12 protein-coding genes are annotated in these 13,267 nt (G+C 63.8%); 6 read left to right on the forward strand and 6 right to left on the reverse strand.

Annotated features, from left to right (window positions below; translation table 11 throughout):
- Positions 1-46: 46 nt before the first annotated feature.
- Complete coding sequence (locus ACSVIE_RS13205) at positions 47-1,798, forward strand: hypothetical protein (protein WP_442424146.1); 1,752 nt, start codon at positions 47-49, stop codon at positions 1,796-1,798.
- Positions 1,788-2,642, forward strand: a complete 855-nt coding sequence (locus ACSVIE_RS13210; RefSeq protein ID WP_426006898.1) for an acyltransferase — start codon at positions 1,788-1,790, stop codon at positions 2,640-2,642. Before ACSVIE_RS13205 ends, ACSVIE_RS13210 begins: the two co-directional genes overlap by 11 nt.
- A gap of 65 nt (positions 2,643-2,707) precedes the next feature.
- Here the strand turns inward: ACSVIE_RS13210 and pheT are convergent, their stop codons facing one another.
- Both pheT and pheS read right to left on the reverse strand, forming a co-directional pair.
- Complete coding sequence (gene pheT / locus ACSVIE_RS13215; RefSeq protein ID WP_442424147.1) at positions 2,708-5,251, reverse strand: phenylalanine--tRNA ligase subunit beta; 2,544 nt, start codon at positions 5,249-5,251, stop codon at positions 2,708-2,710.
- Positions 5,252-5,253: 2 nt separating this feature from the next.
- The gene (gene pheS / locus ACSVIE_RS13220) at positions 5,254-6,315 is read right to left on the reverse strand and encodes a phenylalanine--tRNA ligase subunit alpha (RefSeq protein WP_426006895.1); all 1,062 of its coding nucleotides are present in this window, start codon (positions 6,313-6,315) and stop codon (positions 5,254-5,256) included.
- Positions 6,316-6,500: 185 nt separating this feature from the next.
- Between pheS and ACSVIE_RS13225 the strand changes: the two genes are divergently transcribed.
- Together ACSVIE_RS13225 and ACSVIE_RS13230 are read left to right on the forward strand one after the other, a co-directional pair.
- Positions 6,501-6,944 (forward strand): hypothetical protein, encoded by a 444-nt coding sequence (locus tag ACSVIE_RS13225; protein ID WP_426006894.1) that lies wholly within the window; start codon positions 6,501-6,503, stop codon positions 6,942-6,944.
- A complete protein-coding gene (locus ACSVIE_RS13230) occupies positions 6,941-7,573 on the forward strand; it encodes an SIMPL domain-containing protein (protein ID WP_426006892.1) in 633 nt (210 codons plus the stop codon). The genes ACSVIE_RS13225 and ACSVIE_RS13230 overlap by 4 nt, the downstream gene beginning before the upstream one ends.
- 30 nt (positions 7,574-7,603) lie before the next feature.
- Here ACSVIE_RS13230 and pcp read toward each other — a convergent pair whose 3' ends face one another.
- Positions 7,604-8,242: a pyroglutamyl-peptidase I gene (gene pcp / locus ACSVIE_RS13235; RefSeq protein ID WP_426006891.1), complete on the reverse strand. Its 639-nt coding sequence runs from the start codon at positions 8,240-8,242 to the stop codon at positions 7,604-7,606.
- Positions 8,243-8,320: 78 nt separating this feature from the next.
- On the opposite strand from pcp, the gene ACSVIE_RS13240 reads away from it, so the two are divergent.
- A complete protein-coding gene (locus ACSVIE_RS13240; protein WP_426007513.1) occupies positions 8,321-9,424 on the forward strand; it encodes an Rv2578c family radical SAM protein in 1,104 nt (367 codons plus the stop codon).
- Here the strand turns inward: ACSVIE_RS13240 and ACSVIE_RS13245 are convergent.
- Positions 9,395-9,868, reverse strand: a complete 474-nt coding sequence (locus ACSVIE_RS13245) for a (deoxy)nucleoside triphosphate pyrophosphohydrolase (RefSeq protein ID WP_426006889.1) — start codon at positions 9,866-9,868, stop codon at positions 9,395-9,397. The genes ACSVIE_RS13240 and ACSVIE_RS13245 overlap by 30 nt on opposite strands.
- Before the next feature lie 129 nt (positions 9,869-9,997).
- Between ACSVIE_RS13245 and ACSVIE_RS13250 the strand changes: the two genes are divergently transcribed.
- The gene (locus tag ACSVIE_RS13250) at positions 9,998-11,206 is read left to right on the forward strand and encodes an MFS transporter (RefSeq protein WP_442424148.1); all 1,209 of its coding nucleotides are present in this window, start codon (positions 9,998-10,000) and stop codon (positions 11,204-11,206) included.
- 122 nt (positions 11,207-11,328) lie between these two features.
- Here ACSVIE_RS13250 and ACSVIE_RS13255 read toward each other — a convergent pair whose 3' ends face one another.
- Both ACSVIE_RS13255 and ACSVIE_RS13260 read right to left on the reverse strand, forming a co-directional pair.
- Complete coding sequence (locus ACSVIE_RS13255; protein WP_426006885.1) at positions 11,329-12,246, reverse strand: cation diffusion facilitator family transporter; 918 nt, start codon at positions 12,244-12,246, stop codon at positions 11,329-11,331.
- Between the two features lie 100 nt (positions 12,247-12,346).
- Positions 12,347-13,258: a TrmH family RNA methyltransferase gene (locus tag ACSVIE_RS13260; protein WP_426006883.1), complete on the reverse strand. Its 912-nt coding sequence runs from the start codon at positions 13,256-13,258 to the stop codon at positions 12,347-12,349.
- Positions 13,259-13,267 lie beyond the last annotated feature (9 nt).

Genomic DNA, 13,267 nt, shown 5'->3' on the forward strand with positions numbered 1-13,267 from the left:
CTCATCAAAAAACGCACCTGTGCGGCGATTGATGGAGGCAAAGAATATGGAAGGCAGCATCCGACGACTTGCCTCGGAAAGCCTTCCACCGGGGACGTACTTCGCCAGGCTGACACTCCCTCAGTGGCAAGAGCACCAGGGCAAGGCCTTCCGGCTGCTCCAGGACCGGGAGGTTGTCTACGGAAACCTCATTGAACCCCCGGCCCGTGGCTTTCCGCTGGAGTATCGGAACATCATTGTCACGTCAAAGGATCCAGCCCGGTTTTCCCTTGACATCGATACCCCGTACCACCTGGCGATCGGGCGGGGAGCCTTCACCACTCCCCAGCAGCTGAAGTACGACCACCAATACGGAGTGGAACAGCACGGGGACATCTACTACTCGTTGCGTGGAAACAAGGTCAATCCGAAGAAAATACTGATCACCTTCCCCGGTTTCGGTCCTTCCACATCACGGATCTCCTACGCAGTCAGCTATCTCAAGGACCTTACGGCGCACGACCTCAAGGACACCCTTATGGTGTGTTTCCAGGACCGCTACTTGCCGGCCGGGTCCTACATGATGACGGACAATGCCGGCCGCCCGCTTTTCGACCGCATCAACCGCGCCATCGAGGAACTGCGGACGCGCTTCGACATCGACCCTGCGGAGATGCTGTTCTTCGGCGCTTCAAAGGGCGGCAGTATCGCCATCCAGTATGCGCAACACTTTCCGGCGGCCCGCCTGCTGATCGCGGTCCCACAAATGAACCTGCCGTATTACTTCAACAAGCCGTTTTTCCGTAACAACCTTTTCCTCAGCGACCCCCTTCGCCGCATGGTCCAGCCTGAAGAGAACCTGCGTCAGTACTTCAGGGAGGGCCGGACCATCGACTACTTCTATACCAACTCCGACGAACTGAGCAATCACTCACTCATCGAACTCGTCAAGGATGTCCCGCACCTCACCAAGTACCGGATTGACGGAGGGCACTCGGAGGTTGCCCGTGCAGCCCTCCCTGCGATGCTCGGCCTCATCCGCGAGTTCCTTCATGGTCCACAACACCGCTCCTTCTCGTGTGAAAACGTGCGGGTCCTTCCCCAGGAGCATGGGGTCCAACTGCAGGCCCGCCTGGACCAGACCGGATCGACAATCGGTACGGCGAACTGGTTCATCGAGGGATGGCTGGGAAAGACACGCTTCCGGCAATTGATGACTGACCACTCCTACAATTTCGTGAAGTACACGAACCACAACCAGCGGCTTTTCCCAGCCTATGATCCCCTCGATGCACTCTCTGCGGTCGTAGCAATTGAACCCACACGAACCACCTGGACGGGTCGCCTTCCGCAGGGTGTCGTGGCTGCAGGGCACGATGACCGCTTGGATCCCTCCTCGACGCCATTGGACCTCGAAGCGAAGCAGACCAGGTCGTATGCGCTCCTGGACGGTGATAAACTCAGCCGCTCCTCGTATCGGAGCACCAAGGCGAACGCGGATGGTGACACCATGGAGCTCCATTTTGTCGCTGACATCGACTCCGACGTCTCCATGATCCCAATCGATCGGGGAACACACAGGGCATCACACATTGCTGTGGTGGAGCTCTTGGATGGGTGGGATTTGGCGGAGCTCCTGGCTTTGAGGTTCGTCATCGCCTCGGGTGCACAGCGGTTGCTCATGGTGCTCCACGACGTTGAGCCCCTCACCGAGGCCGCAGAAGCCCTCCAGCGCGTCGACTGGCCGCATAGCACCGTCATGGCGACCACTGCGGACGACGCGTCGGCCATCGGGGAAATGGCAGCACATGTCTACTAGGGGCGAGGCACCCACCCAAACCACCAGCCAAGGCAGCCAAGTGATCCGCTCCTATGCGGATGTCCCTGGAATCCGACACAACACGGTGCACCTCAACCCGGCGGCCGGATCAGAGTTCCAGGCATCGCTGGTGGAGTTTGTGGGCACGGGAAATACCCTGTATGTCGAAGACGGCGTCAAACTGCGCAATTCCAGGCTGAGATTCCTGGGCAATGACTCCGTCATCCACCTTCGCCGTTCTCCGCGGCACCTGCGAGTGGTGGCGACCGTCTTCGAGGATTCGGTGCTTTACCTCGGCCCGGGAGCCTCGTTCACGTCCGAGGCACGCTTCCTGCCAACCGAACGTAAACACGTCATCATTGGCAGCGATGCCATGTTTTCATCCCGTGTCGTCTTCCGGACTGCCGACCCACACCTCATCTATTCCGTCCACGATCGTCAACGGCTGAATCCCAGCGAATCCATTTGGGTGGGAGACCACGTATGGCTCGGCGAGGATGTGCTGCTGCTCAAAGGTGCCCGGGTCGGGTCGGGCAGCATCCTGGCGGCGCGGGCGCTGGTCACCAAAAGCATGCCATCGAACTCGACCTTGGCCGGCGTCCCCGCCAAAGTCGTAGGCTCCGGCATCTTTTGGACGAGGCCTTCGGTTCACGGGTTCAGCCAGGCGCAAACGGATCGAAGTTCCGTTTTTCCGGACGACCGGTTTGTCTACAGCCACGATCCGGAGGTCCTGGACCCGGACGTCCTCCTGAGCCAATTGGACTCAGCGGCATCAGGAGCCGAACGCTCGGAATGGTGCCATCGGCTCGACAGCATGACTGCCAAAAACCGCTTCTTCATCTAAAGGGGGAAAGAAAATATCCCCGGAACCAGGAGGTTCCGGGGATATTTTCCACACACAGCGTTTGATCAGCGCTGGACGGCTCCGAACCTTTCGGCAGCGACAGCCACAGCCGCCGCCCGGGCTTCGGAGGCTTCGTCCGCCGTCAGGGTGCGGTCCCCTGCCCGGAACCGGAGTCCGAACGCGAGCGACTTCCTGCCCTCTTCAATCCCTGCACCCTGGTAGACATCGAACAAGGCCACGTCTTCCAGCAGTTCCCCCGCACCTTCCCGGAGGGCTGCCAGGACATCGTCTGCCGGCACCTCCTGCGGAACCACCAGGGCGACATCCTGGGTTGCCACGGGGAACCCGGAGATGTGCTTGGCCACAATCACGTCTGCGGCAGCCTGGAAGAGGACGTCGACGTCGACCTCTACGGCAACGGACCGGGCCGGCATGTCCTGCGCGGCCAGCAGCTTCGGGTGCAGTTCACCGGCGTATCCCACCAGTTCCCCACTGCGCAGCGCGAGCTTGGCGGCGCGCCCGGGGTGGAAGGCCTGGTGGCTTCCCTGGCTCACCACGAGCTCCACGCCGAGGACATCGCCAATCAGCCGTGCAATGTCCAGGCCATCTGCCCAATCCCAGGCGCGGGGTGTGTGCGTCGCGGCAGCGGGAGAATCATGGCCCGTCAGGACCGCGGCGATGTGCAGCGGCTGGTGCGGAACGCCGTCGAACAGTCCCTCAAGAACATCATCGGCGGGTTTGACGCCCAACGGCGGGATGGAATCGGTGCCCAGCTTTTCACCGGGCAGGAACACCGACCCGGCTTCATACAGCGCCAGGTCGCGGAAGCCCCGCGAATGGTTACGGCGGGCCACCTCAATCAAGCCCGGGAGGATGGAGGTCCGGAGGTAGCCGTGTTCCTCGCTGATCGGGTTGGCGAGCTTCAGCGCCGGACGCCCGGCGCCTTCCACGGCCACACCAAAGGTGTCGTTGGCTGCCTTGGTAACGAAGGGGTAGGACAGTACCTCGGTCAACCCGGCATCGGCAAGGGCCTGGACGACGCGCCGCTTTTGCTGCTGGGTGCGGCTGAGGCCACGCCCCGGAGGCGCCACCGGCAGGGTGGCAGGGATGTTGTCGTAGCCCACCAGGCGGGCGATTTCCTCGGAGAGGTCCTCCTTGATTTCGAGGTCGTTGCGCCAGCTCGGTGCCGTGACGATGTAGCCGGCTCCGGACTTCTCTACGACAGCACCGAGGTCCACCAGGGACGTGGTGATCTGTTCTTCGGTGAAGTCGATGCCAATGCGCTTCGAGGCGAAGTCGGCCGGCAACTCGATGGTGACGGCATCGGGCGCGGTACCGACGTCGGTCCCGGTCTCGTCGGCGGTGCCGCCGGCCAGTTCGACCAGCAGGTCGACGACGCGCTGCGCGGCAATGTTCGCCACATGCCAGTCGACGCCACGCTCAAAGCGCTTGGACGCCTCGGACGGCAGCTTGTGGCGGCGGCGCGAGCGGGCAATCGACACCTCGTCGAAGTGGGCAGCCTCCACCAGGATGTTGGTGGTGGAGTCCGACACTTCGGTGTGGGCGCCGCCCATGACGCCGGCAATGCCAATGGCACCGGAGTCGTCGGTGATCAACAGGTCCTCGACGTCGAGAGTGCGCTCTTTGTCGTCCAGGGTAGTGATCTTCTCCCCCGCCACGGCGCGGCGCACCACGATGTCGCCGGAGAGCTTATCGAGGTCGTAGCAGTGGTTGGGCTGGCCGAGCTCCAGCATGACGTAGTTGGAGATATCCACCGGAAGCGAGATGCTCCGGATGCCCGCAAGGCGCAGGCGGGAGGACATCCAGGGCGGCGTGGGGCGCGACGGATCAACGTCACGGACCGTGCGCGCTACGAAGCGGTCACATCCGGGCTTGCCGTAGATGGGAGCGTCGTCGTTGAGCTTGACGCCGTAACCACCCTGCAGGCTGGCCGGTGCAGTGACCTTGGACGCGGGATCAGTGAAGGTGGTGCCGGTGGCATGCGCGTATTCCCGGGCCACACCACGGATGGAGAACGCGTAGCCGCGGTCCGGAGTGACGTTGATTTCCGCGGCCTGGTCGTAGAGGCCCAGCAGTTCCATGGCGTCCGTGCCGATCTCCGGGTCGAGGCCGATGCTGGACAGCACCAGGATGCCGTCGTGGTCCTCGCCAATGCCGAGCTCACGCACGGAAGCGATCATGCCGGCGGAAAGGTGTCCGTAAGTCTTGCGTGCGGAGATGTGGAAGTCTCCGGGCAGCACGGCGCCGGGCAGTGTCACCACTACCTTGTCGCCTTCCACGAAGTTGTGGGCACCGCAAATGATGCCCTGCACACCGGAAGGATCGATGCCCTTGCCGGTCAGCGTCTGTTCCTGTCCTTCCGGAACCACCCGGACCTGGCACCAGTTGATGGTCTTGCCGTTGGTCTGCGGTTCCTTGACCAGGCTCAGCACCTGGCCAACCACGATCGGACCCTGCAGGGTATCGGTGGGCCGGTGGACGGCTTCTTCTTCAAAGCCGACCTTGACCAGGTCCGCCATGACGTCTTCGGCCGTGGCATCGGCCGGTACCTGCGCGAACTCACGCAGCCAGGAAAGTGGGATACGCACTGTTAGATCTCCATCCCGAAGTGCTCGCTGAAACGTACATCGCCCTCGATCATGTCGCGCATGTCGCCGACCTCGTTGCGGAACATGAGCGTGCGCTCGATGCCCATGCCGAAGGCAAAACCTGAATAGACGTCCGGATCGATGCCGGCCGCCCGCAGGACGTTGGGGTTGACCATGCCGCAGCCACCCCATTCGATCCAGCGCGGGCCGCCCTTGGCTCCCGGGTGCCAGATGTCCAGTTCGGCGGACGGCTCCGTGAACGGGAAGTAGTTGGGACGCAGCCGGATCGAAGCTTCCTCGCCGAACATCTGGCGCGCAAAATGTTCCAGCGTGCCACGCAGGTCGGCCATGCTCAGGTTCTTGTCGATGGCGAGGCCCTCGAACTGGTGGAACACAGGCGTGTGGGTGGCATCGAGTTCGTCCGTGCGGAACACCTTGCCCGGGCACAGCACGTAGATGGGCACCTCGCGCTCCAGCATCGAACGGACCTGCACTGGAGAAGTGTGGGTCCGCATCAGCAGGTGGGCCTCGGGGGGTTCGACAAAGAACGTGTCCTGCATTTCGCGGGCCGGGTGGTCCGGTTTGAAGTTCAGGGCATCGAAGTTGAACCATTCGGACTCGACTTCGGGTCCCTCGGCGATCTCCCAGCCCATGCCGACGAAGATGTCCGATACGCGGTCCTGAAGGGTGGACAGCGGGTGGCGGGCACCGGCCCGTCGGCGCCGGGGGGCGGCAGTCACATCGACCGTTTCCTCCACGAGGATGCGGGCGTCGTTCTCCGCCTCAAGAACAGCGGTCCGCGCTGCGAGCGCCTTGTTGACCCGGCCCCGGGAGGAACCCATGAGCTTTCCCGCTGCAGCCTTGTGCTCCTTGGCGAGGCCACCGATTTCACGGTTGGCAAGGCTGAGCGGAGACTTCTCGCCGGTGTGGGCGAGGCGTACGGCCTTGAGTTCATCGAGGGTGGACGCAGCTGCAATGGCAGCGAGCGCGTGCTCTACGGCAGCGGTGATGGCAGCTTCATCCAACGGATTCGGGATGGCAGCGCCTGGCAAAGTGTCAGTCATCTACTGTTCTTAGCTACGAGTCGGGAGCGGCCCTGGCAACGGGCCTTCGATACGAATGGCAGTGTTCGCGCCGAAGCTCACCCCGGACTGCGGACACTCCCTTCAGTCTAATTGAACGTGGTGGGCCGGTTTTAACCCGTTCGGGCGGTAGCGTCGAAGACTGGCGTGGGGTCTAGCATGGCCTCATGACTCCCGGACAGCGCCTGCGCCAGGTCGCCAACGTCCTGAACCTGAGCACGCCCTTGGGCCTCCTGGTTGCGGCCGCGTCCCGGTCGCGCGTGGCCCCCGGCCCCCGCGGGCTGCTGATCGCTTCCGGTTACAGGTGGAGGCTCCCCCACGCCGGTGCATTCACCGTAGGCAACGTCATTCTCTACCGGGCACCCGCAGGCGAGGCAGGACGCAGCGCGCTCCTCCTGGGTCACGAGGAGCGGCACAGCACCCAATATGCCTACTGCCTGGGTCTGCCGTTCCTGCTCGCCTATGGTGTGGCGGCGGCTTGGTCCCTGGCCAGCGCCGGCGATCCGGCGTCGAAGAACTTCTTTGAGCGCCAGGCGGGCCTGGCGGCGGGAGGCTATGTCAGGACAGACATCACCAGGACTGCAGGCACAAAGAACGGGGTTGAGTCATGAAACGCACCATTACCGTCACGGGTACGGCCAGCGCCACAGCGGTTCCGGACCTGGTCACCTTGACCTTGGGGGTGGAGACCCGCAGGGATTCGGCGGCAGCTGCCTATGACGACGCCGGGAGGGCGGCTGCCGCGGTCGGCGACAGCCTGCGCGCGGCCGGCATCCGGGACGCCGACCTCCGTACCAGCGGCCTGAATCTGCGGGCGGACCTCGTGTGGGTGGAAGGGCAAGGCCAAAAGGTCACCGCGTACGTCGCGTCCACCACCCTGCAGGTGGGAATCCGGTCCCACGCCGAGGCCCCGGCCGCCATTGCCGCGGCTGTTGCAGCCGGCGGAAACGATATCCGGATCAACGGGGTTGAACAGGGCTTTGCGGATGCCGCCGAAGTGGAGGCCCGGGCCCGGGAGGCGGCGTGGAAGGACGCTCGACGGCGCGCGGAACAGTACGCGGCTCTGGCCTCCGCAACCTTGGGCCGAGTGGTTGCCATCTCCCAGCAGCCCTCTCATGCTGCGCCCGTCCCCATGGGGGGAATGGTGCGGGCGTACGCGGCAGAGGCATTGCCCCTGGAGGCCGGAGAAACGTCGGTGACTGCGGGCGTGGTGGTGGAGTGGGAACTCCTGGACGGGTAATCGGCGGACGCAGGTCCGGAAGGGCCGTCTTCAGTGGAGGGCGCCGCCGGCGAGGCGCGCATCCACGGGTGTTGCCAGTGTGGTCTTCGCGATAACCGCCAACCCGCGGGCCATCTGGTCCAGTTCCATGGACGGCCCTTGGGTTCCGGCCTGCCCGGGGAGCCACGGGACGTGGACGAAGCCGCCACGCGCCTGTCGGCCCGAGGTGGCCAGGTCGTGCATCAGTCCGTAGAAAACATGGTTGCAAACGTAGGTACCGGCCGATTGTGAAATGTCGGCTTTGATTCCTTCAATCTGAAGATCGCGAAGGGCGGCCTTGATGGGCAGTGTGGTGAAGTAGGCCGCAGGGCCGCCCTCCACGACCGCTTGGTCCACGGGCCGCCTCCCCTTGTTGTCAGGGATGCGCGCGTCATCACAGTTGATCGCCACCCGCTCCAGGGAGATCCGGGCCCGGCCCCCGGCAAGTCCGGCGCTGATGACCAGTTCCGGATCCAGCCGGCCCATGGCTTCGGCCAAGGCCTCCCGTGACTCATTGAAGACGCAGGGCAGCTGGACCGCTTCAACCTCGTGCCCTTCCCCGGCGAGGATGCCCCTCGCTCCCAGCACAGCCTGCCATGACGGATTGAGGGTGTCGCCTCCAAAGGGCTCAAAACCCGTCAGCAGAATCATGAAGCCACCTTAGCAATGGCCGGTCGCAAGCCGCGCCAATCCTTGACTTAACTTAGAACATATATTCGAATGGACTTCATGAGATGGGACGCGCAAGCACTTTCACCAACGCGTGAACCGGATTCCGGGACTGACCGCAATCCTGCTCCTGGCCCTGCCCCGGCCATGGACGCACTGATCCCGCTGGCCGGGCTTGTGCGTTCCATCTCTACACCCGAATTCTCCGGAGTCACCTTCCATGAGGTCACCGCCAAGTCAGTGCTCAACAAGGTGCCACCGGGTTCGAACATGCCTTTCGAATGGACCGTGAATCCCTACCGGGGCTGCAGCCACGCGTGCGTCTACTGTTTTGCCCGGAAGACCCACACCTATCTTGAGTTCGACGCCGGACGGGACTTCGACTCGCAGGTGGTAGTGAAGATCAACGCGGCAGAGGTCCTCCAGAAGGAACTGTCAAAGCCCTCATGGGGCAGGCACCAGGTGGCCTTGGGAACCAACACGGATCCCTACCAACGGGCCGAAGGCCGCTACGCCCTCATGCCGGGCATCATCCGTGCACTGGCAGAGTCAGGGACGCCCTTCTCCATTCTCACCAAGGGCACGTTGCTGACCCGGGATATCCCGTTGCTCAAGCACGCCGCCACGATGGTCCCCGTAGACCTTGGCATCTCCCTGGCCATGACCAACCAGGACCTGGCCGATGCCATCGAACCTGGAACGCCCTCCCCCAAAGCACGGCTGAAGCTCATATCCCGCTTGCGGGACGCAGGTCTGGGCTGCGGTGTCATGGCCATGCCCATCCTCCCTTGGCTGACTGATTCGGATGAAGCCCTGGATGCCCTCTTCGGCGAATTGGCCAAGGCAGGTGCCACCGGCGTCACGGCCGGGGCGCTGTATCTCAAGCCCGGAACCCGCGAGTGGTACATGGACTGGCTCGCTTCGCACCACCCGGAACTCGTGGGCCGCTACCGGAGGCTTTACGGCAAGGGTTCCTACGCGTCCACCGAATACAGGACCTGGCTTGCCGGACGCATCAACTACTTCAAGGGCAAGCATGGTTTTTCAGGTTCTCATGGCTTCAGCCACCGGAACGCGCGCTCTTCGGGGGCGGGTCCGGATGTATCGGCGGATGACCCCCGCGGCACCAGTCCGTCACTGTCCGGGCAGCAACCCCTGTTCTGAGCCGCCAAGAGGCACAGCGGCCCCGGCGTGATCCAGGAGCGCGCGCACTATCGGAAAGTCGGCGGGAATCCAGTCAAGTTCCAAGGCACCGCCGGCCTGGTCCAGCGGCATCCACCGCAGTTCGTCGTGGTCTTCCAAGGGCCGTGGCTCGCCCTCAAGCACCTCGGCGAACCATACCCGCATCACAGCACGCTCATTCAGCGGCCATCCGCGGGGCTCCCCGGACGGCAATTCGACCCCCAACCGGACCTCTACGCCAAGCTCTTCGCTCAGTTCGCGGTGCAAGGCCGCTTCGGGCTGTTCGCCATCCTCAATTTTCCCGCCCGGGAATTCCCACATCCCCGCCAGGTGCGGTGGCGAAGTGCGCCGGGCGGCCAGCAGCATGCGGGGGTTCTCCAGGGAATCGACGATTGCGGCGCCCACGACGTTGATCAATCCAGTCACGGAAACAGTCTAGGTGCGGTGGAGCATGGGCCTCGTCACAAGAGACCCTTCCGGCAGCGTCATCACGACTAAGCTTGTTATCGGATTTCTCCGACTCTCCCAGCCGCCAGGCAACCCAGAAGCAGGCTTATGACTACCACCGTGTCCCCGACCGCCCCAACCGTCCGAAAGAAGCCGCACCTCGGCCTCGCCATCCTGTCCCTGGCCATGGGCGGCTTTGCGATCGGCACCACCGAGTTCGCCATGATGGGCCTGCTCAAGGAAGTGGAGCAGGGCCTGCAGATCAGCACGCCGGAGGCCGGCAACCTGATCTCCGCCTATGCGCTGGGAGTGGTCATCGGAGCACCGGTGTTCGCCGCATTTGGGGCCAAGCTGCCCAGAAAACACCTCGCCCTCGGCCTGATGCTGTTCCTGGCCATCGCCAACCTCACGTCGTTCATCGCGCCTGACTATGGCTTGATGCTGCTCTCACGGTTCGCCTCTGGCCTGCCCCACGGCGCTTTCTTTGGTGTGGCCGCGGTCATCGCCGCAGGGCTGGTGGCCCCCACCAAGCGAGGCTGGGCCATCTCCATGGTCATGGCCGGGCTCACGGTATCCAACGTCATCGGCGTGCCCTTGGCTACGTGGGTGGGCCAAACCTTCGGCTGGCGGCTGCTGTTCGTCATCGTGGGCGCCATCGGGCTGGCAACTGTAGCCATGGTATGGAAATTCGTGCCGTTCGAAGCCGCCCACCCGGAGGCCAGTATCCGCCGGGAGCTTGGCGCACTCAAGCGGCTCCAGGTGTGGTTGGCACTCCTGATCGGCATCATCGGCTTTGGCGGTTTCTTCGCCGTCTACACCTACATTGCCCACACCATGACCGGCGTGGCGGGTATCCCCGAAAGCCTCATCCCGGCCGTGGTGGCGCTGTACGGCCTGGGCATGGTGGTGGGCAACATCATCGGTGGACGCCTCGCGGACCGTTCGGTGATGGGCAGCATCTACTGGATCATGCCAGGCATCGCACTTGCCCTGGTCGTTTACGCGGTGGCCGCCCACTGGGCGTGGTCAGCGTTCGCCATGGCCTTCGTCGTAGGTGGCATCGGATCCATGCTGACTCCGGCGTTGCAGACCCGCCTCCTGGATGCGGCACCCGGGGCAGCGTCGCTGGCCTCATCCCTCAACCACTCGGCCTTGAACATCGCCAACGCCCTGGGTGCCTTCCTCGGCGGCACAGTCATCGCCTGGGGCTGGGGGTACGTGGCCCCCGCCCTGGTGGGCGCCGTCCTGGCCGTCCTCGGCCTGGGGGTCGCCGTGGTCAGTGGCCTGCTGGAACGCAGGAGACCGCTCGCGTCCTGAAGGCAGCCCGGTCCAGTCGCAGCCCAAGGCTACGAAAGCCTGGCCCCCTGCAAAGACAAAAGCCATGGGCTCCGCACCTGCGGAGCCCATGGCTTTTCCGGTTTCTTCCTGAACGGACCTGACTACGCCTTCACGCGTTCCAGGTCCGGTTCCAGATAGATGACCCGCGCAATCGGAACCGCCGCACGGATGCGCTGCTCGGCGTCGTCAATTACCTTGGCGATCGACTGGCCGGTATCAGCGGCACCCATGGTGATCTTGGCAGCAACCAGCAACTCATCCGGTCCCAGGTGCAGGGTCTTGAGGTGGATGATGCGTGTTCCGTCAGCCTCAAGGGCTCCCGTGATCCGGGCGACGTCGTCCTTGGTGGCGGACTCCCCCAGCAGCAGCGACTTGGTTTCCAGCGCTAGGACCACGGCGATCGCCACCAGCAGGAGGCCGATCATGGCGGTACCCAGGGCATCCCACACGCCATCGCCGGTAATCAGCGTCAGGCCGACACCGAACAAGGCGAATATGAGGCCCAGGAGTGCACCGAGATCCTCCAGCAGGATGACCGGCAGCTCCGGCTGCTTGGCGTTGCGGACGAACGACACCCAGCCCTGCTTCCCACGGACGTGGTTGGATTCGATGATGGCCGTCCGGAACGAGAACGACTCCGCGATGATGGCACCCACCAGGACAGCCAACGGAACCCACCAGAAGTCACCCTCGATGCCGTGCGGGTGCTGGAACTTCTCCCATGCCTCGTACAACGCAAAAAGGCCACCGACGCTGAAGAGCACAATGGACACGATAAAAGCGTAGATATACCGTTCGCGGCCGTAGCCGAAGGGATGCTCGGCGCTTGCAGCACGCTTGGCGCGCTTGCCGCCCACCAGGAGAAGCACCTGGTTGCCTGAGTCGGCCACCGAGTGGATGGCCTCGGCGAGCATGGACGATGACATCGTCAGGATGAACGCGATGAATTTGAGTACGGCGATGGTCAGGTTCGCGGCAAGGGCCGCCACGATTGCTTTGGTACCGCCACTAGCAGCCACGAAAGCTTCACCTCTTCGGTTTCGGGAAAGTATTGTCTGTGCCAAGAAGAGTCGTCATCGTCTGATCTTGCAAGCAATACCGTACCCGTGTCCGGGGATTTTAAGCATTCACGACCCGGGCGCCCTGCTGCGACCGGGCACTGGCGTAAAGGCATACGGTGGCCGCGGTACCCAGATTGAGGCTTTCGGCCGCCCCGTATACAGGCACAGCAACCCGATGGTCGGCCAACGCCAATTCGGCGTCGGACAGCCCCTGGGCCTCATTCCCGAAGAGCCAGGCCGTGGGATCTTCAAGGGCGTACTCTGAGGGTGCACTGCCCACGCCCATCCGGCGGGCGGCGTTCTGATCCTGCAACTGGTCAAGGTTCACGGATCCGTACCCGTCGGCTGCAAGGACACCAATCCCGCGCTCCTTGCACCGGGCCACCAGGTCTGCCACCTCCACACCGAGCACTACGGGCAGGTGGAACAACGAACCCGCAGTGGAACGGACCGCCTTCGGGTTGTAAATATCCACGCTGGAACCGGTGAGGATGACGGCGTCCGCCCCGGCCGCATCCGCCGCGCGCAGGACCGTCCCCGCATTACCCGGGTCACGGACCTGGCACATCACGGCAAGAAGTTGCGGGCCGGCGTCGAGGACGTCTGCAAGCCCGACGTCAACGAAGGAGCAGACCGCCACGATGCCTTGCGGGTTCACGGTATCCGCCATGGCGGACAAGACGTCGTCTGTAGCCAGGCGCAGCCGGGTACCCCGGGCGAGGTCGTCCAGTTCCGGGAGCCGGTCGAGGCACGCCTGGCTCGCGTACACTTCATGCACGACGGCGGATCCTCCCGCCGCTGTCCGTTCACGGTGAAGGACCAACGCCTCACGTACCGCCTGCGGACCTTCGGCCAGGAAGCGACCACGCTTTAAACGCGCCGGACGCCCGGCAAGCTTTGCGACATCCTTCACCCGATCTGCTCGGGGGTTGGTCATCGGAAAGTCTTGCGGGCGTCCGGTGTTGTTCATATAAAGAAC

The sequence above is a fragment of the Paenarthrobacter sp. NCHU4564 genome, assembly GCF_052156435.1.
Lineage (GTDB): Bacteria > Actinomycetota > Actinomycetes > Actinomycetales > Micrococcaceae > Arthrobacter.